Annotated in this window: 26 protein-coding genes and 1 tRNA gene; 21 read left to right on the top strand and 6 right to left on the bottom strand. The window is 67.6% G+C overall.

Features of this window, described 5'->3' with window-relative positions:
• Window positions 1–34 precede the first annotated feature (34 nt).
• Together FVF75_RS01000 and der are read left to right on the top strand one after the other, a co-directional pair.
• The gene (locus FVF75_RS01000) at window positions 35–1399 is read left to right on the top strand and encodes an outer membrane protein assembly factor BamB family protein (RefSeq protein WP_187392945.1); all 1365 of its coding nucleotides are present in this window, start codon (window positions 35–37) and stop codon (window positions 1397–1399) included.
• A gap of 49 nt (window positions 1400–1448) precedes the next feature.
• Complete coding sequence (gene der / locus FVF75_RS00995; RefSeq protein ID WP_148375884.1) at window positions 1449–2930, top strand: ribosome biogenesis GTPase Der; 1482 nt, start codon at window positions 1449–1451, stop codon at window positions 2928–2930.
• 7 nt (window positions 2931–2937) lie between these two features.
• Here the strand turns inward: der and FVF75_RS00990 are convergent, their stop codons facing one another.
• Entirely contained in the window at window positions 2938–3444 is a 507-nt protein-coding gene (locus FVF75_RS00990) for a Hint domain-containing protein (RefSeq protein ID WP_148375883.1), read from the bottom strand.
• A gap of 140 nt (window positions 3445–3584) precedes the next feature.
• Between FVF75_RS00990 and FVF75_RS00985 the strand changes: the two genes are divergently transcribed.
• The 3 genes from FVF75_RS00985 to FVF75_RS00975 all read left to right on the top strand — a co-directional run bounded on the left by FVF75_RS00985 (window position 3585) and on the right by FVF75_RS00975 (window position 5421).
• Window positions 3585–3669: transfer RNA gene (locus tag FVF75_RS00985), tRNA-Leu, on the top strand.
• Between the two features lie 125 nt (window positions 3670–3794).
• Window positions 3795–5126 (top strand): trigger factor, encoded by a 1332-nt coding sequence (tig, locus tag FVF75_RS00980; protein ID WP_148375882.1) that lies wholly within the window; start codon window positions 3795–3797, stop codon window positions 5124–5126.
• A gap of 7 nt (window positions 5127–5133) precedes the next feature.
• Window positions 5134–5421 carry a DUF1330 domain-containing protein gene (locus FVF75_RS00975; protein ID WP_246137962.1) on the top strand — a complete coding sequence of 96 codons (288 nt, stop codon included), beginning with the start codon at window positions 5134–5136 and terminating at the stop codon, window positions 5419–5421.
• A 57-nt stretch (window positions 5422–5478) separates the two neighbouring features.
• Here the strand turns inward: FVF75_RS00975 and FVF75_RS00970 are convergent, their stop codons facing one another.
• The 3 genes from FVF75_RS00970 to FVF75_RS00960 all read right to left on the bottom strand — a co-directional run bounded on the left by FVF75_RS00970 (window position 5479) and on the right by FVF75_RS00960 (window position 9492).
• On the bottom strand, window positions 5479–6936 hold the full coding sequence (locus tag FVF75_RS00970) for a DEAD/DEAH box helicase (protein ID WP_148375880.1): 1458 nt from the start codon (window positions 6934–6936) through the stop codon (window positions 5479–5481).
• Between the two features lie 138 nt (window positions 6937–7074).
• Complete coding sequence (locus FVF75_RS00965) at window positions 7075–7830, bottom strand: sterol desaturase family protein (protein ID WP_148375879.1); 756 nt, start codon at window positions 7828–7830, stop codon at window positions 7075–7077.
• Between the two features lie 51 nt (window positions 7831–7881).
• Window positions 7882–9492 carry a peptide chain release factor 3 gene (locus FVF75_RS00960; RefSeq protein ID WP_148375878.1) on the bottom strand — a complete coding sequence of 537 codons (1611 nt, stop codon included), beginning with the start codon at window positions 9490–9492 and terminating at the stop codon, window positions 7882–7884.
• A 152-nt stretch (window positions 9493–9644) separates the two neighbouring features.
• On the opposite strand from FVF75_RS00960, the gene FVF75_RS00955 reads away from it, so the two are divergent.
• The 4 genes from FVF75_RS00955 to FVF75_RS00940 all read left to right on the top strand — a co-directional run bounded on the left by FVF75_RS00955 (window position 9645) and on the right by FVF75_RS00940 (window position 11697).
• The gene (locus tag FVF75_RS00955; RefSeq protein ID WP_148375877.1) at window positions 9645–10253 is read left to right on the top strand and encodes a HupA family protein; all 609 of its coding nucleotides are present in this window, start codon (window positions 9645–9647) and stop codon (window positions 10251–10253) included.
• Window positions 10254–10387: 134 nt separating this feature from the next.
• Window positions 10388–11011 (top strand): transferrin-binding protein-like solute binding protein, encoded by a 624-nt coding sequence (locus FVF75_RS00950; protein ID WP_148375876.1) that lies wholly within the window; start codon window positions 10388–10390, stop codon window positions 11009–11011.
• 24 nt (window positions 11012–11035) lie between these two features.
• Window positions 11036–11290, top strand: coding sequence for a hypothetical protein (locus tag FVF75_RS00945; RefSeq protein ID WP_148375875.1), 255 nt, complete (start codon window positions 11036–11038; stop codon window positions 11288–11290).
• A complete protein-coding gene (locus tag FVF75_RS00940; RefSeq protein ID WP_187392944.1) occupies window positions 11263–11697 on the top strand; it encodes a hypothetical protein in 435 nt (144 codons plus the stop codon). The genes FVF75_RS00945 and FVF75_RS00940 overlap by 28 nt, the downstream gene beginning before the upstream one ends.
• A gap of 5 nt (window positions 11698–11702) precedes the next feature.
• Here the strand turns inward: FVF75_RS00940 and FVF75_RS00935 are convergent, their stop codons facing one another.
• Complete coding sequence (locus FVF75_RS00935; RefSeq protein ID WP_246137961.1) at window positions 11703–12704, bottom strand: Hint domain-containing protein; 1002 nt, start codon at window positions 12702–12704, stop codon at window positions 11703–11705.
• 267 nt (window positions 12705–12971) lie between these two features.
• On the opposite strand from FVF75_RS00935, the gene FVF75_RS00930 reads away from it, so the two are divergent.
• Window positions 12972–13751 (top strand): SDR family oxidoreductase, encoded by a 780-nt coding sequence (locus FVF75_RS00930; RefSeq protein ID WP_148375872.1) that lies wholly within the window; start codon window positions 12972–12974, stop codon window positions 13749–13751.
• On the opposite strand, the gene FVF75_RS00925 is transcribed toward FVF75_RS00930, so the two are convergent.
• The gene (locus FVF75_RS00925) at window positions 13748–14566 is read right to left on the bottom strand and encodes an isocitrate lyase/PEP mutase family protein (protein WP_148375871.1); all 819 of its coding nucleotides are present in this window, start codon (window positions 14564–14566) and stop codon (window positions 13748–13750) included. The genes FVF75_RS00930 and FVF75_RS00925 overlap by 4 nt on opposite strands.
• A gap of 182 nt (window positions 14567–14748) precedes the next feature.
• On the opposite strand from FVF75_RS00925, the gene guaB reads away from it, so the two are divergent.
• From guaB to FVF75_RS00875, 11 genes are all read left to right on the top strand, one after another.
• Entirely contained in the window at window positions 14749–16197 is a 1449-nt protein-coding gene (guaB, locus tag FVF75_RS00920) for an IMP dehydrogenase (protein ID WP_148375870.1), read from the top strand.
• A 39-nt stretch (window positions 16198–16236) separates the two neighbouring features.
• Window positions 16237–17394 (top strand): RsmB/NOP family class I SAM-dependent RNA methyltransferase, encoded by a 1158-nt coding sequence (locus FVF75_RS00915; protein WP_148375869.1) that lies wholly within the window; start codon window positions 16237–16239, stop codon window positions 17392–17394.
• Window positions 17395–17467: 73 nt separating this feature from the next.
• Entirely contained in the window at window positions 17468–19963 is a 2496-nt protein-coding gene (locus tag FVF75_RS00910; RefSeq protein ID WP_148375868.1) for a hybrid sensor histidine kinase/response regulator, read from the top strand.
• Between the two features lie 180 nt (window positions 19964–20143).
• The gene (gene recA, locus FVF75_RS00905; RefSeq protein WP_148375867.1) at window positions 20144–21226 is read left to right on the top strand and encodes a recombinase RecA; all 1083 of its coding nucleotides are present in this window, start codon (window positions 20144–20146) and stop codon (window positions 21224–21226) included.
• A 153-nt stretch (window positions 21227–21379) separates the two neighbouring features.
• Window positions 21380–24037, top strand: coding sequence for an alanine--tRNA ligase (gene alaS, locus FVF75_RS00900; RefSeq protein WP_148375866.1), 2658 nt, complete (start codon window positions 21380–21382; stop codon window positions 24035–24037).
• A 1-nt stretch (window position 24038) separates the two neighbouring features.
• Entirely contained in the window at window positions 24039–24326 is a 288-nt protein-coding gene (locus tag FVF75_RS00895; RefSeq protein WP_148375865.1) for a DUF1330 domain-containing protein, read from the top strand.
• Window positions 24327–24414: 88 nt separating this feature from the next.
• Window positions 24415–25026: a holin-associated N-acetylmuramidase gene (locus FVF75_RS00890; RefSeq protein WP_148375864.1), complete on the top strand. Its 612-nt coding sequence runs from the start codon at window positions 24415–24417 to the stop codon at window positions 25024–25026.
• Entirely contained in the window at window positions 25017–25550 is a 534-nt protein-coding gene (locus FVF75_RS00885) for a holin family protein (RefSeq protein WP_148375863.1), read from the top strand. Before FVF75_RS00890 ends, FVF75_RS00885 begins: the two co-directional genes overlap by 10 nt.
• Window positions 25540–25731 carry a hypothetical protein gene (locus tag FVF75_RS00880; protein ID WP_148375862.1) on the top strand — a complete coding sequence of 64 codons (192 nt, stop codon included), beginning with the start codon at window positions 25540–25542 and terminating at the stop codon, window positions 25729–25731. The genes FVF75_RS00885 and FVF75_RS00880 overlap by 11 nt, the downstream gene beginning before the upstream one ends.
• The gene (locus FVF75_RS17805) at window positions 25731–25865 is read left to right on the top strand and encodes a hypothetical protein (RefSeq protein ID WP_281289555.1); all 135 of its coding nucleotides are present in this window, start codon (window positions 25731–25733) and stop codon (window positions 25863–25865) included. Before FVF75_RS00880 ends, FVF75_RS17805 begins: the two co-directional genes overlap by 1 nt.
• Complete coding sequence (locus tag FVF75_RS00875; RefSeq protein WP_148375861.1) at window positions 25862–26284, top strand: hypothetical protein; 423 nt, start codon at window positions 25862–25864, stop codon at window positions 26282–26284. Before FVF75_RS17805 ends, FVF75_RS00875 begins: the two co-directional genes overlap by 4 nt.
• Window positions 26285–26291 lie beyond the last annotated feature (7 nt).

Genomic DNA, 26291 nt, shown 5'->3' with positions numbered 1-26291 from the left:
CAACGAAAAAGGGCAGAGCTTGGGGGGCAAGCGCGTGAAACAGAATACGGTGATCCGGAACCTGGCACTGGTGTCTTTCATGGCGCTGGCGGTTGCCGGCTGCTCGAAAGAGGTCATCCTCGAAGGGATGCGGGAAGAGCCGCGCAGCCCGGGCTATGACGTGAGCGACCCCGCCGCGGTGGCCGCAGCAGCAGCACGTGATGCCGAGGCCTTGCAGCCTGCGGCAAATCGCGCGGTGCCGGTGAACCTCGGCCCGGCGGTCAATGTGGCAAGCTGGACGCACCGTGGCGGCAATGCCGCCCACCTGGTGTCGCACGCCACCCTGTCGGCGCAGCCGCAGCTGATCTGGTCGACCAAGGCCGGCGCGGGCAACAGCCGCAAGGCCCGCATCACCGCCGAGCCGGTCTCGGACGGCAGCCGCATCTATGCGATGGGCGCCGAGGCCAGTGTCACCGCCGTCAGCATGGGCGGCGGCGCGGTCTGGAGCACGAGCCTCGTTCCGGCGCGCGAACGCGCCGGCGCGGGCACCGGCGGCGGGCTGGCGCTGGGCGACGGCAAGCTCTTTGCCACCACCACGTTCGGCGAGCTGATCGCGCTCGACCCGGCCAGCGGCGCGGTGCTGTGGCGGCAGGATTTCGACGCGCCGGTCACAGGTGCGCCGACGGTGTCCAACGGGCAGGTCTATGTCGCGACCGCGAACTCCAACGGCTACGCGGTCAACACCGCGACCGGGCGGATCGTCTGGCGCATCTCGGGGATGCCGACGCATCACGGCGTCTCCGGCGTTGCGGCACCGGCGGCGGCGGGCAACCTCGCGATCTTCCCCTTGGCCAACGGCAGCCTTCTGGGCATCGACCGGGGCGACGGCAGCGCCGATTGGGCGGCGCGCGTCGCAGGCTCGCGCCCGGGCCGGGGCAGCGCGGTGTTGCAGGACTTCACCGGCGAACCCGTGGTCTCGGGCTCGACCGTCTACGCCGCGACTCCGGCGGGCCGCGCGGTTGCGGTCAGCCTCGGCGGCGACATCCTGTGGACCGCCGACGAGGGCGCGCAGGGCATGATGGCGGTGGCGGGCGGCGCGGTCTTCTTCGTCACCGACGAGGCCAAGCTGGTGCGCCTGTCGGCCCGCGACGGCGACAAGATCTGGTCGGTCGACCTGCCGCGCTACACCAAGGACAAGCCGCGCCGGCTCAAGTCGATCTTCCCCAGCTACGGCCCGGTTCTGGCCAGCGGCAAGCTCTGGGTCGCCTCGGGCGACGGCTATCTGCGCGCCTTCAATCCGGTGGACGGCAGCATGGTGTCGATCACCGAACTGCCCGACGGGGCGGCCAGCCGGCCAATCACCGTGGGCGGCATGCTGGTGATGATGACGACGCGCGGCGACCTCGTGGCTTTGCGTTAACCGGCGATCCGGTGTAAGCGGGCTGCCTGACGCCTTTGGACCTGACGCCATGACCTTTACCCTCGCCATCGTGGGCCGCCCGAACGTGGGCAAGTCCACGCTGTTCAACCGCCTTGTCGGCAAGAAGCTCGCCCTGGTCGACGACCAGCCCGGCGTCACCCGCGACCTGCGCGAAGGCACGGCGCGGCTGGGGTCGCTGCGCTTTACCGTGATCGACACCGCGGGGCTCGAGGAGGCGACCGACGAAAGCCTGCCGGGCCGGATGCGGCGGCTGACCGAACGCGCGGTCGAGATGGCCGATGCCTGCCTGTTCCTGATCGACGCCCGCGCCGGGGTGCTGCCGACCGACGAGGTGTTTGCCGACATCCTCAGGCGTAAGAACGCGCACGTGATCCTGGGCGCCAACAAGGCCGAGGGCCGCGCCGCCGAGGCCGGGCTGATCGAGGCCTACGGTCTGGGCCTGGGCGATCCGATCCCGCTGTCAGCCGAGCATGGCGAGGGCATGGCCGAGCTTCTCAGTGTGCTGACGCCGCTGGTCGACGCGATGGCCGAACGCACCGCGCTGATCGAGGCCGAGGCCCCCGAGACCGACGTGGCGCTGCCCGAGGACGGCGACGACGACGAGGACGGCGAGGCACTGCGCCTTCCGACCGAGGCCCGCCCGCTTCAGGTCGCGGTGGTGGGGCGGCCAAACGCGGGCAAGTCGACGCTGATCAACCGGCTGATCGGCGAGGAACGCCTGCTGACCGGGCCGGAGGCCGGGATTACCCGCGACGCGATCTCGCTCAGCTTCGACTGGTCCGGCACGCCGACCCGCATCTTCGACACGGCGGGGATGCGCAAGAAGGCCAAGGTGCAGGAAAAGCTGGAAAAACTCTCGGTCGCGGACGGGCTGCGGGCGGTCAAGTTCGCCGAGGTCGTGATCGTTCTTCTGGATGCCGCAGCGCCATTCGAGCAGCAGGATCTGCGCATCGCCGACCTGGCCGAGCGGGAGGGCCGGGCGGTGGTGATCGCGGTCAACAAATGGGATGCCGAGCGCCACAAGCAGGAAAAGCTGCGCGACCTGCGCGAGGCGTTCGAGCGGCTGTTGCCGCAGTTGCGCGGCGCGCCTCTGGTGACGATCTCGGCCAAGACCGGAAAAGGATTGGACCGGCTGCACGATGCGGTGATGCAGGTCTACGAGACCTGGAACCGGCGGGTGTCGACCGCGCGGCTCAACCGCTGGCTCGAGGGCATGATCGCGGCGCATCCGCCCCCGGCGCCCGGCGGGCGGCGCATCCGGCTGCGCTACATGACACAAGTCAAGACGCGGCCGCCGGGGTTCGTCGTGATGTGCTCGCATCCCGAGAAGCTGCCGGAAAGCTATTCGCGCTATCTTGTCAACGGGTTGCGCGACGACTTTGACATGCCGGGGACACCGATTCGCCTGACCATGCGCAGCCAGGCGGACAAGAACCCGTTCAAGAACAAGAAAAAGTCGACGCCTTCGCGGTTGCGCAAACACCTGGGCAAGCCGCCGGCCAACACCTGAGCGCGGATCACCGCGCGCGGGTTGGCGGTGCCATTGCCGGGGCCGTGACGCATGCGCCCTGAACCTCGATGCCGCCGCCAAGCTGGACGATGCGCGCCGCCCCGGCAAAGCCCAGCGTGATCAGCCGCGCCGTGCCAACGCCGCCGACCGGGGCGATATAGGCGCCGTCGGCCATGCGTGCGGCGGCCACCAGTGCCGCGTCCCGCCCGAACATCGCCCGCGCCCGCCAGCCCCGGACCAGCAGCATCTGCCCGGCGGCAACCAGCATGTCGGGCGCCCCGTCCCCGGGGGTGAGCACGACGGGCGAGATCCGCAACATTGCCGCGACCGGCAGATCGCTCGCCGACACATGCGCCAGCCGCTGCGCCCCGGCGTCAAAGGTGATGACCCGATCGCCCGCCCGCAGCCGCCCGGCGGCGACTGGCCCACCCGGCGTCATCACCGGGGTGCCCGCCCCGATACCGGAGAGGCCGCGGCACTCCTGCCGCATCCGCCAAGGCGTGGTCTGTGTCATCGAAGGCCTGCTCGGCTGCCATTACGGTCTTGTTAGCCCGAGAATAGTTAAGGATCGCCTCACGGGCGAGCATTTTCTGCCCCGACCTTGCCGCTTCCCCTCTTTGCGGCCTTGTGCGGTCCTGCTAGAAGGCGCGGCGTGCGGGTGTGGCGGAACTGGTAGACGCACCAGATTTAGGTTCTGGCGGAGCAATCCGTGGGGGTTCGAGTCCCTTCACCCGCACCAGTGCCGCCCTGCGGTGCCTCTGCCCGGCAAATTGCTTGCACCGGCGTGCATCGCCCCATAGAAGGGCGTGAAATTTTCCGTGGGGGGCAGCGGCCCTTCGCCTGACCCGAGCAAAGGACGAACACATGTCTGTCACCGAGACCCTGAACGAAGGCCTCAAGCGCGCCTACAAGCTGATTGTCACGGCGCAGGAGCTGGACGACAAGGTCAACGAAAAGCTGACCGAGGCGCAGCCCGAAATCGAGATGAAGGGCTTTCGCAAGGGCAAGGTGCCGATGGCGCTGCTCAAGAAGCAATTCGGCCAGCGCCTGATGGGCGAGGCGATGCAGGAAGCCATCGACGCCAAGATGGGAAGCCATTTCGAGGAAACCGGCGACCGCCCGGCGATGCAGCCCGAGGTCAAGATGACCAACGAGGACTGGTCCGAGGGCGACGATGTCCATGTCGAGCTGGCCTATGAGAAACTGCCCGACGTGCCCGAGGTGGATTTTGCCAAGCTCAAGCTCGAGCGGATGGTGGTCAAGGCGGGGGATGACGAGGTCGACGGGGCGCTGAAATCGCTGGCCGAGAACGCGCAGGACTTCGAGGACCGCAAGAAGGGCTCCAAGGCCAAGGACGGCGACCAGGTCGTGCTCGATTTCGTGGGCCGCGTGGACGGCGAGGAGTTCGAGGGCGGCGCGGCCGAGGATTTCCCGCTGACGCTGGGCTCGGGCCAGTTCATTCCGGGCTTCGAGGAGCAACTGGTCGGCGTGAAGGCCGGTGACGAGCTGGACGTGACCGTCACCTTCCCCGAGGAATACGGCGCCGAGCACCTGGCCGGCAAGGAAGCGGTGTTTTCCTGCACGATCAAGGCCGTGAAGGCGCCCAAGCCCGCCGCGATCGACGACGATCTGGCCAAGAAATTCGGCGCGGAAGACCTGGCGCAGCTCAAGGCGCAGGTGACCGAGCGGCTCGAGGCCGAATATGCCGGTGCGGCCCGCGCGGTGATGAAGCGCAAGATGCTCGACCTGCTCGATGAGACCGTCAGCTTCGATTTGCCGCCGTCGCTGGTCGAGGCCGAGGCCAAGCAGATCGCGCATCAGCTCTACCACGACGAACACCCCGAGGATCACGGCCACGACCACGGCGAGATCGAGGTGACCGACGAGCACACCAAGCTGGCCGAGCGCCGGGTCAAGCTGGGGCTGTTGCTGGCCGAGATCGGCCGCGCCGCCGAGATCGAGGTGTCCGACGCCGAGATGACCCAGGCGGTGATGAACCAGGCCCGGCAGTATCCGGGGCAGGAGCGTCAGTTCTTCGAATTCGTCCAGCAGAACGACCAGATGCGCCAGCAGATCCAGGCGCCGATCTTCGAGGACAAGGTGATCGACCACATCGCCGAGCAGGCCAAGGTTGCCGACAAGGAGGTCAGCAAGGAAGACCTCGAAAAGGCGGTTGAGGCGCTCGACCAGGAATAAGGGTCCGGTGATCCGACAGAAAGGCCGCTCCTCCGGGGCGGCCTTTTTCGTTGCCGCGCGCGCCGGGGGCGGGCGCATCGTCTGGCGCGGGCGGCCGGAACTGGTGCTGATCGGTCCGGCGGACGAGCGTTGGGATCTGGCCTTCATCGCCGAACACCCCTCGGCCAAGGCTTTCAGCGCGATGGTCAAGGACCGTGAATACCGCGCGGCGATGATGCACCGTCAGGCGGCGGTCAAGACCCCGCGGCTGGTCCGGATGGAGCCGCTGGAAGCGGGGCAGGATTCCGGCGGGTAGGGTGGAGAGCGATGGCCATCCCGGCGCGGGGCCGGGATGAGGTGATCAATATGCGCTTCAGTCGAGGCGTTCTTCGAAGCTCTTGGCGATGAAGCCGGGCAGGTGATCGCCCATGCCGACCACACCCTTGTCGCGGCCGCCGGATCGTTTCGACGCCGATCCGCGCGACGAGCCGGATTGGCGCGGCTCGCTTGCCGCCGGGGCTTGCGGGGTTTCCGGCTGCGGGGCAGGGTCGGGCCTGGCCTCCGGTTTCGGCTCGGCCTTGGCGGCGGGCTTGCGCCCTTTCGGCTTGGCCTCGCGCGGCGCCTCGTCACGCGGCTTGTCCTCGCGGGGTTTTTCCTCGCGCGGCGCATCGCTCTTGCTCGCTTGGCCCGGCGGGTCGATCCGGTCGATCTTGCCTTCGATCAGCCGCTCGACCGCGTCGAGGTTCTTTTCGTCGCGCGGCTCGCAGATCATCAGGGTCTTGCCCTTGCGTCCGGCGCGCCCGGTGCGGCCGATCCGGTGGATGTAATCCTCGGCATGGCCGGGCACGTCGTAGTTGATCACGTGGCTGACGTTGGGAATATCCAGCCCGCGCGCGGCCACGTCGGAGGCGCAGAGAAACTTGATGGTGCCGTCGCGAAAGCCCTGCAGCACTTCCATGCGCCGCGATTGCTCGAGGTCGCCGTGGATCGGCTGGGCGTTGTAGCCGTGTTTCTGCAGCGATTTCGCGACGATATCGACATCGGTCTTGCGGTTGCAGAAGATGATCGCGTTGGTGCAGGCGTCGCCCTCGCCGTCGATCAGCGCGCGCAGAAAGGCGGTTTTCTCGCTTGCGGCGCGGTCGCGGCGGCTGGGTTTGAACATCACCAGCTTCTGTTCGATGGTGGCCGAGGCCGTGGCCTGGCGCGCCACCTCGATGCGGGCCGGGTTGGACAGGAAGGTGTTGGTGATGCGCTCGATCTCGGGCGCCATCGTGGCCGAGAAGAACAGCGTCTGGCGGGTGAAGGGCACCAGCCCGAAGATGCGTTCGATATCGGGGATGAACCCCATGTCGAGCATCCGGTCGGCCTCGTCCACCACCATGATCTGCACGCCGGTCAAGAGAAGCTTGCCGCGTTCGAAATGATCGAGCAGGCGGCCCGGCGTGGCGATCAGCACGTCGACGCCCCGGTCGATCAGCTGGTCCTGCTCCTTGAAGCTCACGCCGCCGATCAACAGCGCCTTGGTCAGTTTGACGTGCTTGGCGTAGGTGTCGAAGTTCTCGGCCACCTGGGCGGCCAGTTCGCGCGTCGGACACAGCACCAGCGAGCGTGGCATCCGCGCGCGGGCGCGGCCACGGGCAAGTAGGGTGATCATCGGCAGGGTGAAGGACGCAGTCTTGCCGGTGCCGGTCTGGGCGATGCCCAGCACGTCACGGCCTTCGAGCGCGGGCGGGATCGCCCCTTCCTGGATCGGGGTGGGGGTCTCATAGCCCGCCTCCTCGACGGCCTTGAGGACTTTCGGGCTGAGTTTCAGGTCTGAAAACTTGGTCAAGTGGGGCCTTTCGCGTTGCGGCTGTCGGACGGCCGCAATACCCGCGCGGCCCGTTCGGCCGGATTGCCAAACGTCTCGATGCAAAGCGGCTTACTGCGGGTCGGTGAAAAGGTCAAGGAAATGGCGCGCGCGCCTGTCTCAGGGCTGTTTTGTGGGCGAGCCCTGTTCGAACCGGGCCACGGTCTTGTCGTAGTCGGGGTGGATGGTGCCGAACAGCCGGTCCCAGATCGAAAAGAAATTGGCGAAATTGTAGTTGAAATACTCGTGATGCTGGTCGTGAAACGTGGTGCACAGCATCGGCGAGGGAAAGCGCGTGGTGCGGTCGGCGAAATACTCGAAACCCGCGTGTCCGATCTGGCCGTTGATATGGTCGAGCAGCCTGTGCGCGATCAGGACCAGCGGTGCCAGCGGCAGGAAGATCGGCGCGACGAGGTAGTAGCTTTGCATCGCGAAGGCGTCGATCAGCGTGTCGGAATAGTTCGACCAGACCGTCGGCGCGACCGACTTGTGGTGCAGGAAATGGTGCTTGTAGAGCCTGGGCAGGTGCATGATGCGGTGGCCCCAGTAGAACCAGGCGTCATAGACCACCACCGACAGCACGAACCCGCCGATGGCGCTGAACCAGGTCAGTTCGACATGGCCCCACAGCGTCCAGCCGTTCCAGGCCAGGAACACCCCGCCGGCAACGCAGCCCGATGTCACCACCAGCGATTTCAGCGAGGCGATGATCTCGACCCGCGCCCGTTTCTCGCCGCGCCGCCTGGGCTGGATGCGGCGCTCCGGGTGGCGGTTGTTGATCGCGATCATCAGCCCGCCCTGTCCGAAGTAGAACGCCAGGTGCAGCGCATAGCTTGCCGCCCAGAAGGCCGCGAAGGTCAGAAGGGTCTGGATCATGGCTGGCCTTTCAACGTCGCACCGGGGCGGGGCGCCGGGTATGGTCGGCGCTCATCCCCCGTGCATCTCCTTGGTCGCGGTCAGGGTCAGGTCGGGATAGTCGCGCTCGATCCGGTCGATGTCCCATTGCAGGCGGGTCAGGAACACCACGTCGCCGTCATGGTCATGGGCGATGTGCTGCTTGTTGGCGTTCACGAACTTGTCCATCGCGGCCTTGGGCCCGGTCACCCAGCGCGCCGAGGTGAATTGCGACGCCTCGAAGCGCACCGGCAGCCCGTATTCCAGCTCGATCCGGCTGGCCAGCACCTCGAACTGAAGCGGGCCGACGACGCCCACGATGAAGCCCGAGCCGATGCCCGGCTTGAACACCTTGGCCGCCCCTTCCTCGGCGAACTGCATCAGCGCCTTTTCCAGGTGCTTGGCCTTCATCGGGTCGCCGGCGCGCACGGTCTGCAACAGCTCCGGCGCAAAGGACGGGATGCCCGTGACGCGCAGGGCCTCGCCCTCGGTCAGGGTGTCGCCGATGCGCAGCTGGCCGTGGTTGGGAATGCCGATGATGTCGCCCGCCCAGGCCTCTTCCGCCAGTTCGCGGTCGGAGGCGAGGAACATCACCGGGCTGGAGATCGCCATCGGTTTTTTCGTGCGCACATGGGTCAGCTTCATGCCGCGCTTGAAATGTCCCGAGGCCATGCGCAGGAACGCCACCCGGTCGCGGTGCTTGGCGTCCATGTTGGCCTGAACCTTGAAGACAAAGCCGGTCACGTTTTTCTCATCCGGCGCGATCTGGCGTGGTTCGGCCGATTGCGGCTGTGGTTCGGGGCCGTATTTGGCGATGCCGTCCATCAACTCCTTGACCCCGAACGAGTTGATCGCCGAGCCGAACCAGATCGGCGTCATCATCCCCGCCGCCACCTCGTCCGGGTCGATGGCGGGCAAAAGCTCGCGCGCCATCTCGACCTCTTCGCGCAGCTTTTCCAAGAGGTGCGGCGGCACGTGATCGGCCAGTTTCGGATCGTCCAGCCCCTCGATGCGGATCGATTCCGCCACCTTGTTGCGGTCGGCCCGGTCCATCAGTTCCAGCCGGTTGTTCAGCATGTCGTAGCAGCCGAGAAAGTCGCGCCCCATGCCGATCGGCCAGCTTGCGGGCGTGACGTGGATCGCCAGCATCTCCTGGATCTCGTCGATGATCTCGAAGGTGTCGCGCGCCTCGCGGTCCATCTTGTTGCAGAACGTCAGGATCGGCAGGTCGCGCATCCGGCAGACCTCGAACAGCTTCTGCGTCTGGCTTTCCACGCCCTTGGCGCCGTCGATCACCATGATCGCGGCATCGACGGCGGTCAGCGTGCGGTAGGTGTCCTCGGAAAAGTCCGAGTGGCCAGGCGTGTCGACCAGATTGAAGCGGTAGGGGCCGAAATCGAAAGACATCGCCGAGGCCGAGACCGAGATGCCCCGGTCCTGCTCCATCTTCATGAAATCCGAGCGCGTGCGCCGTGCCTCGCCCTTGGCGCGCACCTGTCCCGCCATCTGGATCGCGCCGCCATAGAGCAGGAATTTCTCGGTCAGCGTGGTCTTGCCCGCATCCGGATGCGAAATGATCGCAAAGGTGCGGCGCCGCGCGATCTCGGGCGGCAGGGGCGGGCGGTTTGTGGCGGTGTCCAGCATGGGCGCGATATAGCGACGGGCCGGGGGCGGGGCAAGCGGCAGCGTTGCCCTGCGGACTCAGTCGCGCGCCGATTTTTTCGGCCTGATTGCCCCGCACCGGTGCAGGGCGTAACCTTCTGCGAAAAAAAGCAAGAAAAGAGCAGGACCGAAACATGCGAATGACGACGATGGTGGCCTTTCTGGCCGGAGCCAGCGGCCTTGCCGGCTGCGCCCAGATCAGCCTGATGACCAAAGCGGTCGAATACATGGACATCTCCGGCGAGCTTGACGATGCCGAGGGCGTTGCGGTCGACATGCCGGAGGGCGGCACCGCGGACTATGACGGCGTGGTCGGGATCGGCGCGCGCTACCGCGATGGCGGCGTGATGATGCTGGGCGACGCGGCGCTGACGGCGGATTTCGACGCCGCCACGATCGACGGCAGGCTCGACGACTTCATCGTCGCCGAACTCGACGGCGATGTCGATATCGACGAGTTCCTCGGCAACCCGATCGGCGCGGCGTTCAGCTTCCGGACCGCGGATGGCGAGATCGGCGTCACCGGCGGCTCCATCGCCGGCACCGGTTTCCTTGCCGATTTCGAGGGCACCGTCACCACCGACGATAACGCCTACTATGCAAAGGGCGAACTCTACGGCGACTTTCTCGGCGCCAACGGCCAGTTGATCGAGGCGCGGGCGGATGCCGCCGACATGCTCTTGCGGCGGAACGGAAGCGGGGCCGAAGACGTGGAGCTGTATCTGGCGGCCGAGGCCGACTGAGGCATAACACCTTAGAACCGTTCAAGAAATGTGTGGCTTTGCAGTCACTGGCCCGTCGCATTCAAAGATGCGTGATTGACAGGAAGCCCGCGCGGTGCCGCAATTGTCCAAAGGGTAAAAAACGGGATTTCGACATGCGGGCATTGATTTCGGCGGCCATGCTGGCCGCGCTTCCGGGCTGCGTCCTCACCGGCATCGACCCGGCCGGGCTTGGCGAAAAAGCGGGCGAGATGTCGGCCCTGAACAATGCGCTGCCCCCCGGCGGCGATGTCGAAACGCCGCAGGGCGGGCAGGCGGTCTATGACGGCGTCGCCTCCTTCTACCTGCAAGACGGGCCGAACCCGCAGGCGCCGCCCGTCACCGGCCATGCGATCCTTGGCGATGCCCGCCTGACGGTCGATTTCGGCGCGCGCACGGTTGGGGGCGTGATGGACGATTTCGAGGTGGCCGAGTTCCTGATGGCCGATCTCGACGATGACAGCTTCCAGAACCTCGAAAACTGGGAACCCGCGACCGGGCAGATCGTGCTTGCCAATGGCACGATGGTGAACACGACGCGTTTCGATGCCGATTTCGCGGGCGACCTGACCACCGCGCTGCATGTCTACAGGCTGAACGGGAAAATGCTGGGCATGTTCCGCGGGCCGAACGGCGAATACATCCTAGCCCACGGCGACCGGGACTTCGGGGACAATGTCACCATCGACGGCGAGACCCCGCTTGACGGCCGCTTCGACCTGATCGCGGTCACTGAGTAGCATCCCACCTTGCGAGGATTTCCCATGCGCTTGATCCCCACCGCCGCCGCCCTCGGCGCCCTCACCTTCACCTCCGCCTGCGTCCTCACCGGCATCGATCCGGCGGACCTTGGCGCCAAGGCCGGAGCGCTGGCAGAGCTTGAGCAAGACCTGCCGGACTATGACCCCGACGACGGCGTGCCGGCGGACGGCGAGGCGCGCTATGCGGGCAACGTCGCGTTTTTTTTCTGCAAGATGGCTTCGTTCGCCAATTGCCCGAGGAAGAGGGCGGCGACGTGATCTATCGGGATGGCACCGCCATCCTGGGCGACGCCCATCTGGTCGTCGATTTCGGCGATGCCAGTGTGACGGGAACGATGGACGATTTCGAGGTGGCCGAGTTCCTGATCGCCGATCTCGACGACCCCAGCTTCCAGGGCCTTGAAGACTGGGAGCCCGCTGCCGGGCAACTGGTGCTGGCCAACGGGCGGCTGGAAAACACCAAGAACATCTACGCCGACTTCGCCGGGGACATCACGACCGCGCAGCATGTCTATACGCTCAACGGGGGTCTCTGGGGCCTGTTCCACGGCCCGGACGGTGCCTATCTCCGCGCGCGGGGCGACCAGGGATTTGGCCAGGCCGTGCTCATCGACGGGGTGAGGCCCGACGACGCGCAGATGGAGATGATCGTCGCCCGCGAGTAGGCGCCTCAGAGCATCGACACCCGTTTCAGCATCGCCGCCGCGTCGGGGCGATGTGCCAGGTCCCGGTCGCTCAACTCGCGGCCGGGCAGGGGGGCGCTGTCGGGCGTGGCGGCTTTCAGCCGGCGCGTGACCTCCTCGGGCAGCGCCGGGCGGGTCGCGGTGTCGAGGAACTGGCTCTCGGCGGCGATGCCCTCGGCATAGAGGATCTCATGGTGGTCCAGCAGGATCTGGAAATAGTCGACAAAGCCGCCCGGCTCCTGCGTCACCGTGGTGCCGTTCACAAGCAGACCGGCGCGGACCAGCACTTCCTTCTGCCCGGCCCCCAGCGCGTCGATGCGCTGGTAGATGAACAGCCGGTGATTGGGGCTGACCACCAGCGCGCGGTCGTTGTTGAGCGCCCCCGCCGCAATGGTGATCGGGGCGAAAGCCCCGGTGGCGCGCACCGTCTGCATCCCGATCCAGCGCACTTCCTGCGGCCCGGAATCGCGGGTCAGCACCCTGTCGCCCGCGCCGAGCTCTTCGATCGGCACCTGACGCCCGTCCGCCATGCTGATCCGCGTGCCGCGGGTGAAGGCGACCATCGCCGAGGCGGCCAGACGCGCGCCCGCGCCCTCGCGGTCGATGGTGACCAGCGCATAGTCGGATTTCGGCCTGATCCGGTCGAGCGGGTGCAGGTAGACGCGGGCAATGGTGCTGGAGGCCGGGTCGACCTCGACGAACACCAGCGCCTCCAGCGTGCCGCCCCTGCCCATGAAGGTCAGCAGGCTGTCGAGATAGACCGGCGCGCCGGGCTGTCCCAGGGCGCTGTCGCGGCCGATGTGAAAGCTCCGCCCGTCTTGGGCCATCGCCAGGCCAAGGCGGCTTGGCCGGGCCTTGGCATCCAGTTCATAGACATCGTCATGCACCAGCTCGCTGGCGTCGCCCAGCGCGTCGCCCTGGTTGGCGCCGCGCAGGACACGGAAACATTCAGCCGGAAACACCGCCAGTTGGCGGACCGGCGCGTCCACATGAGTTGGTTGAAATGACATTGCAACTCCCGCCCGCGACCCCCACCGCTGACTCGGAGACACTAGCCGCCGCGCCCCGGTCCGGTCAATGATTTCCGCAACTTGGCGGGCATCGTTGCCACGTGGCATGGGCCTCGCCAGCGGGTTGTCGCCGTTTCGCGCGCAATTGCGGCCGGCACCGCGCATTGTTGCCGGGCGCGCGACGGGCGCATGGGCGAATCGAGGCTGCGGTGTTAGTCCACGGGCAGTCGGACACGGGAGGCGGAGATGGATTTCGGTATCAGAGGCAAACGCGCGCTGGTCTGCGCGTCGTCCAAAGGGCTGGGGCGCGGCTGTGCCGAGGCGCTGGCTGGCGAGGGCGTTCACCTTGTCCTGAACGCGCGCGGGGCCGAGGCGCTGGAGGCCACGGCGACCGAGATCCGCGACCGCTACGGCGTCACGGTCGAGACAGTCGCCGCCGACATCACCACCGGAGAAGGCCGCGCCGCGGTTCTGGCGGTGGCGGGCGCGGTCGACATCCTCGTGACCAACGCGGGTGGGCCGCCGCCGGGCGTATGGTCGGATTGGGAGCGGGACGATTTCATCGCCGCCCTCGATGCCAACATGCTGACCCCGATCGCGCTGATCAAGGCGCTGGTGCCGGGGATGATGGACCGGGGCTGGGGCCGGGTGGTCAACATCACCTCGCGCGCCGTCAAGGCGCCGCTGGCCGCCCTTGGCCTGTCCAATTCCGCCCGCGCCGGGCTGACCGGCTATGTCGCGGGCATGTCGCGCCAGGTGGCGGGCGCCGGGGTGACGGTCAACAACCTCTTGCCCGGCTCGCACGACACCGACCGGATCAGGGGGCTGGACGCGCACAACGCCGACGCGAAAGGTATCACGCCCGAGGAGCACAAGGCCGCGCGCGTCGCCGGCAACCCGGTCGGGCGCGATGGCACGCCCGAGGAATTCGGCGCCGCCTGCGCCTTTTTGTGCTCGCGCCAGGCCGCGTTCATCGTCGGCCAGAACATCCTCATCGACGGCGGCGAGGTCAACGTGACGCTCTAATCGCGGCTCAGCATCCGGTCGACCTCTGCCCCCGCGATGCTGCGTGTGAGCGGTGTGAAATCGCCGTCACCGAACATCGCGCGGCCCGCATCGGCGATCACCCGGTGCGTGGCCCGCGCCAGCGCCGAGCCCAGCGACAGCCGCGCCGCGCCCATCCCGGCGAAGGTGGATTGCGGCACCGAGGCGAAATCGCCCGCGACCAGCACGTTGACCGGCAGCCGCGTCGCCGCGCAGACCCGCGCCTGCGCCTCCAGCGACCCCGGCACCGGCACATAGAGGCAATCGGCCCCCGCCGCCTCAAAGCCCGCCATCCGCGCCAGCGCCTCGTCTAGGTCGTATTTCCCGTGCATCACCCCGTCGGCGCGCCCCACCAGCACGAAATCACGCGGCAGCGCCCGGGCGGCGGCGGCAGCGGCGCGGATGCGCTCGATCGCCAGGTCGCGCGGGTAGGGCACGCCCTCGGGCAGGTCCATGTCCTCGATCGAGATCCCCGCCAGCCCGGCCTCGCAAGCCAGCCGCACGGTCTCGGCGCAGGTCTCGGGGGATGCGCCATAGCCGTTCTCGAAATCGCCCGACACGGGCAGGTTGACGGCGGCCACCATGTCCTCGGCATGGGCCAGCGCCTCGTCGCGGCTGACATGGCCCAGATCGGGGCGGCCCAGCGTGAAGGCATGCGCCGCCGACGATGTGGCGATGGCCTCGGCTCCCAGCGCCTCCAGCATCCGGGCCGAGCCCCGGTCCCAGGCATTGGCGAGGATGAAGGGGTCATGCGGCCGGTGCAGGGCGCGAAACCGCGCGCCGATATCGTCTGTCATGGCATCGTCCTTTCCACATCCGCGCCGGTCGGGCCGGCGCCGCTGCGCCATGGTGGGCGCGCGCCGGGCGGTTTGTCGACCCTGCCCGGCAAAAGCGGGCCGGAAAATGCCCGAAGACCCTTTCCAAACCGCCCCATGCGTGAAATAGGGAAGCGCCAAACGAAGCTTCAAAGGAGGCTGCCATGAGGATTCGTGAGGCTCTGACGTTCGACGACGTGCTGCTGGTTCCTGCCGCCAGCCGCGTGCTGCCCTCGACCGCCGACACCCGCACCCATGTCACCCGCAAGATCCGGCTCAACATCCCGCTGCTGAGCTCTGCCATGGACACCGTGACCGAGGCGCGCATGGCCATCGCCATGGCCCAGTCCGGCGGCATGGGGGTCATTCACCGCAACTTGTCCATCGAGGAGCAGGCCCGCGAGGTGCGCCGCGTCAAGCGGTTCGAGAGCGGTATCGTCTACAACCCGGTGACGCTGACCCCAAACCAGACGCTGGCCGACGCCAGGGAATTGATCGACCGCTACAATTTCACCGGCTTTCCGGTGGTCGACGAACAAGGCCGCGTTGTCGGCATCCTCACCAACCGCGACATGCGCTTTGCCGAGGACGACAGCACGCCGGTGCATGTGATGATGACCACCAGCAACCTGGCGATGCTGGCCGAGCCCGCCGACCTCGAGGAAGCCAAGAGCCTGATGCGGGCGCGGCGGATCGAGAAACTGCTGGTGCATGACGGCAATCGCCGCCTGACCGGGCTGTTGACGCTGCGCGACACCGAACAGGCCGTGCTGAACCCCACCGCCTGCAAGGACGAGCTTGGCCGCCTGCGCGTGGCGGCGGCGACCACCGTGGGCGACGCCGGGTTCGAGCGCTCCGAGGCGCTGATCGACGCGGGCTGCGATCTGATCGTGATCGACACCGCGCATGGCCATTCCGAGGGCGTGATGCTGGCCGTCGAGCGGGTCAAGCGGCTGTCGAACGAGGTGCAGGTGGTCGCCGGCAACGTCGCCACGGGCGAGGCGACGCGGGCCCTGATCGACGCGGGCGCGGATGCGGTCAAGGTCGGGATCGGGCCGGGCTCGATCTGCACCACGCGGATGGTGGCCGGCGTCGGCGTGCCGCAACTGACCGCGATCATGGATTGCGCCGAGGCGGCGGGCGAGGTCCCGGTGATCGCCGATGGCGGCATCAAGTTCTCGGGCGATTTCGCCAAGGCGATCGCGGCGGGCGCATCCTGCGCCATGGTCGGCTCGATGATCGCGGGCACCGATGAAAGCCCCGGCGAGGTGATCCTGTATCAGGGCCGGTCGTTCAAATCCTATCGCGGCATGGGCAGCCTCGGCGCGATGGCGCGGGGTTCCGCCGACCGCTATTTCCAGGCCGACGCGGCCTCCGACAAGCTGGTGCCCGAGGGCATCGAGGGCCAGGTGCCTTACAAGGGATCGGCTGGCGCGGTGGTGCACCAACTGGTCGGGGGCCTACGTGCCGCGATGGGCTACACCGGCAGCGCCACGGTGCCCGACATGCGCAAGAACGCCAATTTCGTGCGCATCACCGGGGCCGGGCTGAAGGAAAGCCACGTCCATGACGTGCAGATCACACGCGAAAGCCCGAACTACCGTATCGGGTAGGAAAATGAATGGGTTGAGGGCCGATATTAAGGTGAACCCGTGACCCCCGAAGCCCGGGTCGCGGCGGCCATCGACCTGATCGACCTGTGGCTGGGCGGCGCCAATGCCGAGCAGGCGCTGACCCATTGGGCGCGCAGGAACCGCTATGCCGGCTCCAAAGACCGCGCCGCGATCCGCGACCATGTGTTCGACGCGATCCGCTGCCGTCGCAGCTTTGCCGCCCTTGGCGGGGCCGAAACCGGGCGCGGGCTGATGATCGGTGCGCTGACGGCGGCCGGGTGCGATCCGGGCGAGGTCTTCACCGGGCAGGGCTACGCCCCCGCGCCGCTGGCCCCCGGCGAAGGCGAGGCGCGCGCGATGTCCGAGGCCGAGCGGCTGGATTGCCCCGACTGGCTGGTTGCCCCGCTGAAGGACGCGCTTGGCGCGGATTTCGCCCCGGTCATGGAGGCCCTGCGCCACCGCGCGCCGGTGTTCCTGCGGGTGAACCTTGCCAGGACCGACCGGGCGCAGGCGCGCGAAGCCCTGGCCGAAGAGGGCATCGTTGCCACGCCGCACCCGCTGTCCCCGACTGCGCTCGAGGTGACCGAGGGCGCGCGCCGGGTCGCGCAAAGCCGGGCCTATCAGTCGGGGCTGGTCGAGCTGCAGGACGTGGCCAGCCAGGCGGTGGTGGACCTGTTGGGGGTGACGCCGGGGATGCGCGTGCTTGACTACTGCGCGGGCGGCGGCGGCAAGAGCCTCGCGCTCGCGGCCCTCGGGGCGGCGGTGTCGGCACATGATTCCGAACCGCGCCGCATGGCCGACCTGCCAGCGCGCGCAGCCCGCGCCGGGGTCGAGATCGACCGCCTTGCGCCGGGGGCTGCGCGCGGCGGCCATGATCTGGTGTTCGCCGACGCGCCCTGTTCCGGCTCGGGCGCGTGGCGCCGCGCGCCGCAGGGAAAATGGGATCTGACGCTGGAGCGTCTGGATGAACTTTGCCGCATACAGGCCGGAATTCTGAATGAAATCGTGCCTTTCGTGGCGCCCGGTGGCGGGCTTGCCTATGCCACCTGCTCGCTGCTGGCGCGCGAAAACCAAGCCCAGATAACCGCCTTCCATGCACGCCATCCCGGGTGGAAAACCGTGGCGGAACGGCAGTTTACCCCGCTGGACGGTGGCGACGGATTTTACGTCGCACACTTGACGCGGTTGGAAAAGTGAAAGTAGAACAACTGCAAGTTGTCAAAATCGCTCCCCGTTCGGGCGCGTGGGCTTAAGCCTCCATTAAGAGAGGATGCGGTCTAATGGCACCGGACCGAATCGAACCAGGGGGCCCGGATTGGCGCATTCCGCCTTGTCACCGCGACCGCTCACGCAGGCGGCGCTCGATCTTGCACCAAGGGCCTTGCCCATTGCGCTGATCTCGGCGGTTTTGCTCGCCGGGGCCTGGGTCGCGCCGCACCCGGTGGCCGCGCTGGCGCTGGCCGCGACCGGCGCGATTTTCCTGGCCCTGCTGGTCCTCGTGCGCCTCATCGCCGCCCGTCACAGGCGCGCCGAGGCGGTGGTTGCGGGGTTTCTTGACGAATTCACCGCCGATGACGCCACCCCCTCGATCACGACCGATACCGACGGGCAGATCCTGCACCTGAATGGCGCCGCCCGGTCGCGGTTCGGGCCGGGCGATGCGGCAACGCTGGTGGCGCTCCTCGACGATCACGTCGCGGCCCCCGCCGCCCTGATCTACCGGCTCCAGAACCGCGCCGCCGCGATCGGCGCCGCGCAAGAGGATCTGGCGGTGCGCGGTGGCGGCATCCGTCTATCGGTGCACCGGATCGGCGCCCGCGGCTTTCTGTGGCGGATCGAGGATATCACCGGCCCGGGCGCATCCAGCCGCGCCGGCGAATCGATCAGCCTGCCGATGATGGTGGTGTCGCGCGCCGGCACCATCCTCTACATGAACGACGCGCTGCGCCGCGTTCTGGGCGGGCGCGAGACCACGCTGGAGGGGGTGATCACCGACCTGCCGCTGCGCCCCGGCGAGGTGCACCATATCGCCGGTGCCGATGGCGCCCAGCGGGTGCTGCTGCACCAGTCCGAAAAGTCGGCGGGACGGCGCGAGATCTACCTGCTGCCGCCGCCCGAGCACCCCGCCGTCGACCCCGACGAATGGGGCCTGGTCGAGGCGCTTCCGGTGCCGCTGGTCAAGCTCGACAAGAACGGCCGCATCCAGAGCGCCAACCGCCGCGCCCGGGCGCTGCTCCAGACCGGACCGGCAGGCGAGCATCTTTCCGACCTGGTCGAGGGGCTTGGCCGCCCGGTCTCGGACTGGCTGCGCGAAGCCTGGAGCGGGCGCAACCTGGGGCGCGCCGAAACCCTGCGCGCGACGCGCACCGACGAACGGTTCCTGCAAATCTCGCTGGAGCAGATTCGCGACGAAGACGGGCCGGCGGTGGTCGCGGTTCTGAACGACGCCACTGCCTTCAAGTCGCTCGAAACCCAGTTCGTGCAAAGCCAGAAGATGCAGGCGATCGGTCAGCTTGCCGGGGGCGTGGCCCATGATTTCAACAACCTGCTGACCGCGATCTCCGGCCACTGCGACCTGTTGCTGCTGCGTCACCAGCGCGACGACCCGGATTTCAGCGACCTGACCCAGATCTCGCAAAACGCCAACCGCGCCGCCGCGCTGGTCGGGCAGTTGCTGGCGTTTTCACGCAAGCAGACGCTGCGCCCCGAACAGCTCGACCTGGCCGAAACGATGGGCGAATTGACACATCTTCTGGGGCGGCTGGTCGGCGAAAAGGTCCAGGTCGATTTCGAGGCCGAGTCCGAAATCCTGCCGGTGCGCGCCGACAAGCGCCAGTTGGAACAGGTGGTGATGAACCTGGTGGTGAACGCCCGCGACGCGGTCGGGGGTGCGGGGCGGGTCCGGCTGGTGCTCAACAACGTCTTTCTCGAAGCCCCGCTCAAACGCGATCAGGCCGTGGTGCCGGCGGGGGAATACGCCACCATCCGGGTGATCGACGAGGGCGACGGCATCGCGCCGGAACACCTCGCCAAGATATTCGAGCCTTTTTTCACGACCAAGCGCGCCGGCAAGGGCACCGGGCTGGGCCTGTCGATGGCCTACGGTATCGTCAAGCAGTCGGGTGGCTTCATCTTCGCCGATTCGGTGATGGGGTCGGGCACGACCTTCACCCTCTACCTGCCGGTCAGCCGGGCCGAGGATGCGCGTGTGGCCGAGGCGATGGCCGGGCTTGACGCGCCCGACCTGGAAGACATCGAGGCCGCAGCCGCGATGCCCGTGCTCGACCGCCCCGATTCCGAGCCCGATCAAGCCCACGACCCGGCAGCGCCCATCCTGCTTGCGGACCCCGGCCCGCCGAATGATGGCGATCTCCCAGCGCCCACGCACCTGGGGACCGGGGCGGGCGGCAACGTGCTTTTGGTCGAGGACGAGGCGGCGGTGCGCGCCTTCGCCGCCCGGGCGCTCAGGTTGCGCGGCTATACGGTGATCGAGGCCGACAGCGCCGAGGCGGCGCTGGCCCGGCTGGACGACCCCAGCCTCGAGATCGATGTCTTTGTCACCGACGTGGTGATGCCAGGCATGGATGGTCCGACCTGGGTCGCCGAGGCGCTGCGCGCCCGACCGGGGGTGAGGGTGGTGTTCGTTTCGGGGTATTCCGAGGATGCGATCAGCGAACACCAGGCGCGAATCCCGAATTCCGTGTTCCTGCCCAAGCCGTTTTCCCTGTCGGAGCTGACGCAAACGGTTTCCCGACAGCTTCACTGAACGCCAAACGGTCGCTTTTTTTCGGCGCGGAAACCTTCGGTTAACCAATTCCGTCTTAGGCTGGGCACGGGAAACACTTGCAATGTTCGCATTTTGATCTCATAAGGGAAATCTAGAACAAGAGGCGAACACGAGCGGTGATTGCCGCCTGCCCCCGGGTATGGAATAAGGAACCGAACAATGGCAACGGCTGATATATTCGACATGGACAAGAAACGCGACGGCGACAAACAGAAGGCGCTCGACTCGGCGCTGGCCCAGATCGAACGGCAGTTCGGCAAGGGCTCGATCATGAAGCTGGGCGCGGACAACCCGGTGCAGGAAATCGAAGCGACCCCGACCGGATCGCTCGGGCTCGATATCGCGCTGGGCATCGGCGGGTTGCCGAAGGGGCGGATCATCGAGATCTACGGCCCGGAAAGCTCGGGCAAGACCACGCTGACGCTGCATTGCATTGCCGAAGAGCAGAAAAAGGGCGGCGTCTGCGCTTTCGTCGACGCCGAACACGCGCTTGACCCGCTTTATGCACGCAAGTTGGGGATCAACCTGGACGAGCTGCTGATCTCGCAGCCCGACACCGGCGAGCAAGCGCTTGAAATCGTCGACACGCTGGTGCGCTCGGGGGCGGTGTCGATGGTGGTGGTCGATTCGGTCGCCGCCCTGACCCCGCGCTCGGAACTCGAAGGCGACATGGGCGATTCCAGCGTCGGCGTGCAGGCCCGACTGATGAGCCAGGCGATGCGCAAGCTGACCGGCTCGATCAGCCGTTCGAAATGCATGGTGGTGTTCATCAACCAGATCCGGATGAAGATCGGCGTGATGTTCGGCAGCCCCGAGACCACGACCGGCGGCAATGCGCTCAAGTTCTACTCGTCGGTGCGGCTCGATATCCGCCGGATCGGCGCGGTCAAGGACCGCGACGAGGTGGTCGGCAACGCCACCCGCGTCAAGGTGGTCAAGAACAAGGTGGCGCCGCCGTTCAAGCAGGTCGAGTTCGACATCATGTATGGCGAAGGCATTTCCAAGACCGGCGAGTTGCTCGACCTCGGTGTCAAGGCCGGCGTGGTCGACAAGTCCGGCGCCTGGTTTTCCTATGGCGACGAACGCATCGGGCAGGGCCGCGAGAACGCCAAGACCTTCCTCAAGGACAATCCGCAGATGGCGCTCGAGATCGAGGACAAGATCCGCGCTGCCCACGGGCTGGATTTCAACGCGCCGGACGGCGACAAGGGCGATGCCGGCGACGACCTGATGGAGGCCTGATCCGCCGGGCCGATCTTCTGACGGGGCGGCGTATCGAAAACGCCGCCCCGGCAATCCCGGTCCGCCATCTGCTGTGGACAGTCGCGAACGCGGGTTCTAAACCGGGGGCCATGCCCGACGGGGCGCCAATCCATCGCCGGAACCGACACAGACATGGCCAGCCTGAACGACATCCGATCCACCTTCCTGACCTATTTCGAACAGAACGGGCACCGCGTCGTCGACAGCTCGCCCCTCGTGCCGCGCAACGACCCGACCTTGATGTTCGTCAACTCGGGCATGGTGCAGTTCAAGAACCTGTTCACCGGCGTCGAGCACCGCGACTACAACCGCGCCACCACGGCGCAGAAATGCGTGCGTGCGGGTGGCAAGCACAACGACCTCGACAACGTCGGCTATACCGCCCGCCACCACACCTTTTTCGAGATGCTCGGCAACTTCTCGTTCGGCGACTACTTCAAGGACCAGGCAATCCATTTCGCCTGGGAATTGCTGACGCGGGATTTCGCCATTCCCGCCGACAAGCTGCTGGTCACGGTCTACCATACCGACGACGAGGCGGCGGCGATCTGGAAGAAGGTGGCGGGCCTGCCGGATGAGCGCATCATCCGCATCCCGACCAGCGACAACTTCTGGCAGATGGGGCCGACCGGCCCTTGTGGCCCCTGCACCGAGATCTTCTATGACCACGGCGAGCATATCCCGGGCGGCCCGCCGGGCAGCCCCGACGAGGACGGCGACCGCTTCATCGAGATATGGAACCTCGTCTTCATGCAGAACGAGCAGTTCGAGGACGGCTCGATGCGCGCGCTCGACATGCAGTCGATCGACACCGGCATGGGGCTGGAGCGGATCGGCGCGCTGTTGCAGGGCAAGCACGACAACTACGACACCGACCTGATGCGCGCGCTGATCGAGGCCTCGGCCCATGCCACCAGTGCCGATCCCGATGGCGCGGGCAATGTGCACCACCGGGTGATCGCCGACCATCTGCGCTCGACCTCGTTCCTGATTGCCGACGGGGTGATGCCGTCGAACGAGGGCCGCGGTTACGTGCTGCGCCGGATCATGCGCCGGGCGATGCGGCACGCGCATCTTCTGGGCGCCCAGGACCCGGTGATGCACCGGCTGGTGCCCGAACTGGTGCGCCAGATGGGCCAGGCCTATCCCGAGCTGGGCCGCGCCCAGGTGCTGATCGAGGACACGCTTCTGACCGAGGAAACCCGGTTCAAGGCGACGCTGGACCGGGGGCTCAAGCTGCTGGACGAGGAACTGGCCGCGCTTCCCGACCAAGGCGATCTGCCCGGCGCGACCGCGTTCAAGCTCTATGACACCTACGGATTCCCGCTCGACCTCACGCAGGATGCGCTGCGCGAAAAGGGCCGCGCGGTCGATGTCGCCGGGTTCGACGCGGCGATGGCCGAGCAGAAGGCCAAGGCGCGCGCCGCCTGGGCCGGGTCGGGCGAGGCGGCGGATGCGACCATCTGGTACGACATCGCCGAGGCCCACGGTGCCACCGAGTTTCTGGGCTACGACACCGAACATGCCGAGGGGCAGGTGATCGCGATCGTGGCCGACGGGGCGGAAACCGACGTGGCCCGGGCCGGTGACAGCGTGCAGATCGTGGTTAACCAGACGCCGTTCTACGCCGAGGCCGGCGGCCAGGTCGGCGATGCCGGGCTGATCCGCACCGAGACCGGCAATGCGCGCGTCACCGACACCCGCAAGGTGGCGGGGGTGTTCCTTCACCACGCCGAAGTCGAGGATGGCGAGATCCGGCGCGGGCAGGGGGCGGAACTGGCGGTCGACCACCTGCGCCGCACCGCGATCCGCGCCAACCACTCGGCCACGCACCTGCTGCACGAGGCGTTGCGCCAGGAGTTGGGCGAACATGTCGCGCAGCGCGGCTCGCTCAATGCCCCCGACCGGCTGCGCTTCGACTTCAGCCATTCCTCGGCGCTGACCCGGCAACAGCTTGATAACGTGGCGATGGAGGTCAACGCCTACATCCGCCAGAACGCGCCGGTCGAGACCCGGATCATGACGCCGGACGAGGCCCGCGAGATCGGGGCGCAGGCGCTCTTTGGCGAGAAATACGGCGACGAGGTGCGGGTGGTGTCGATGGGCCGCGCGGCGACCGGCAAGGGGACCGACGGGCAGACCTATTCGATCGAGTTGTGCGGCGGCACGCATGTGCGGCGCACCGGCGATATCGGGCTGTGCGTGATCCTGGGCGACAGCGCGTCCTCGGCGGGGGTGCGCCGGGTCGAGGCACTGACCGGCAAGGCCGCTTTCGCGCATCTCGAGGCCGAGGCGCGCCGCTTGTCCGAAGTTGCCGCCGTGCTCAAGACCCAGCCCGCCGACCTGGTCGACCGGGTGCGCGCGCTGGCCGAGGAACGCAAGGCGCTGGCCAGCGAGGTGGCGCAGTTGCGCCGCGAGTTGGCGATGGCCGGCGGCGGCAATCAGGCCGAGGAAAAACCGAAGGAGATCAACGGGGTGGCCTTCATTTCGCAATCCCTGTCCGGGGTTTCGGGCCGCGACCTGCCGCCGCTGATCGACGAACACAAGGCGCGCATCGGGTCGGGCGCGGTGCTGCTGATCGCGGATGTCGAGGGCAAGGCGGCGGTGGCCGCCGGTGTCACCGACGACCTGACCGGGCGGCTGTCGGCGGTCGACATGGTGCGCGCCGCGGTGGCCGAACTGGGCGGCAAGGGCGGCGGTGGCCGCCCCGACCTGGCCCAGGGTGGTGGCAAGGATGCCGCCAATGCCGCGGCTGCCATCGCCGCCGTTGAAACCTTGATCGGAGGATAGAATGCCCGCACTTTGGATAGCCCATGTGACCGTCACCGACCCCGAGGCCTACGGCAAATACGCCGAACTGGCCGGGCCCGCCATCGCGCTTCACGGCGGCCATTTCATCGCCCGCTCGGCGCGCTACGTCCAGCTTGAGGGGCGCGATCACGCCCGCCAGGTGGTGGCGCAATTCCCCAGCCTGGAGGCTGCCGAGGCCTGCTATCACTCGGACGAATACCAGGCCGCGCTCGATCATGCGCGCGGTGCCTCCGAGCGGGATCTGGTGGTGGTCGAGATCGAGGACTGAGCCCCGCCTAACCCTACCGCACGCATGCTTTCAAAGACGTTAACCTGAATACGTCATCCTGCCCCAAACCGCGAAAAGGGGCAGGCCGATGCAGACCATTCACGACATTGCCGACGAGATTCTCACCCGCGAGGGCGGCTATGTGAACGACCCGGACGATCCGGGCGGCGCCACCAATCATGGCGTGACGATCCACACCATGCGCCGGCTGGGCCTCGATCTGGACGGCGACGGCAGCGTCACCACCGCCGATGTGCGCGCCTTGAGCCGCGCGCAGGCGCGCGACATCTTCATCCGGCACTATTTCGAGGCTCCGGGCATCGCCGCACTGCCGGAGGCGCTGCATCCGGGGGTGTTCGACATGTATATCAACGCCGGTGCCAACGCGGTGCGGCTGTTGCAGCGGATGCTGGGCGAGATGGGACAAAGCGTTGCCGTCGACGGGCTGATCGGGCCGGAAACCATCGCCGCCGCACGCGCCGCCGCGCGCGCCGCCCCCGGCCATATCGCCGACGCCTACGGCATCGCCCGGCGCAACTACTACTACCGGCTGGCCGATCAGCGCCCCGCCAGCCGCAAATACGCCCGTCGCCGCGATGGCGGCAAGGGCGGCTGGATCCTGCGCGCCGAGGCGATGATCGATCCGAAATATCACCTGTCGGAGGCCGAGCATCGCGCCCGGGTGGCGGCATGGGACTGATCGGCACGATCCTGGGGGCGCTCTTTGGCGGTGGCCGCAACGTGGTGCGCGAAACCGCCGAGGTGTTTTTCGAAAACACCGAAGCGGGTGCGGCCCGCGAGGCCGACTGGCGCGCCGCCGCGCTGGCCGAGTTCGCTGCGGAGTTTACGGGAGAGCGGCGGGGCTGGTTCGACCGGCTGATGGACGGGCTGAACCGGCTGCCGCGCCCGGCGCTGGCGATCGGCACGCTGGGGCTGTTCTTGGCCGCGATGACCGACCCGATCTGGTTCGCCGCCCGGATGCAGGGCCTCGCCCTCGTGCCCGAGCCGCTGTGGTGGCTGATGGGCGCCATCGTCAGCTTTTATTTCGGCGCGCGCCACCAGCTCAAGGGGCAGGAGTTCCAGCGCGCGCTGACCCAGACCATGCTGCGCACATCGATGGTGACGCGCAACCTCGCCGCGCTTGGTGCGCTCGAGGCCGGGGCCTCGGCGGCCGGCGATGCCAACCCGGCGCTGGACGACTGGCGGGCCGGCAATGGCGCCTGATTTCCTGGTCTCGCTGGTGGCCGAGCACGGGCCCTGGGTGGTTCTGGTTTTCTACCTTTTGTGGCGCGATCTGCAAAAGGACCAGGCCACGCGGGCCGTGCTCGACAAGAACTCGTCTATCCTGATCGAGATCACCACCATCATCCGCGAGCGTCTGCCCGCCGGGAACGGGGTGCGGTGATGGGCCGGTTGAAACGCGCCACCCGGTGGTTGCGCCGCCGTCTGGCCGGGGCGCGGCTGGACGAGGCGATCAAACGAAACAGGCGGGCGGCCGCGGCGCTCGACCGCGCGGTGAGAGAGGTTCTGGCCCGATGAAACAGGCATTGGCATTGATCGTGCTGGTCGGCGCGACGCTGGCGGCGGCGCATGAACTGGCAGGGTTCGCGGCGGTGTTCACGCTGGTCTACGGCGCGATTGCCGCGATGGCCGCGATGATCGCGGCAACGTTCTTCTGGCTCTGGGCGGTGCGCGCGACGCCCTTGGCGCTTGGCATGGCGGTGTCGTGGTCGGGAATCGCGCTGGTGACGGGCTGGGGCTGGTTCTTCGAGTTGCTGGGGCGGCCCGGCGGGGCGCTGGGGCATCCGGCGGTGCTGGCGCTGCTCGCGCTCTACGTGGTCGGCGCGGTGCTGCATTTCTCGGTGATCCACCGCTCGTTCGGCCGCCACGGCGCGGGGTTCCTGTGGCCGGTGGCGGTGTCTGTGGCGCTGTCGGTGTTGGCTTTCGTCGCGGTGTGACGCGTGC

It is taken from the genome of Maritimibacter fusiformis (assembly GCF_008086115.1).
GTDB classification, from domain to species: domain Bacteria; phylum Pseudomonadota; class Alphaproteobacteria; order Rhodobacterales; family Rhodobacteraceae; genus Muriiphilus; species Muriiphilus fusiformis.
Note: the sequence above shows the minus strand (reverse complement) of the source record. Positions and strands in the feature narration are given on the sequence as shown.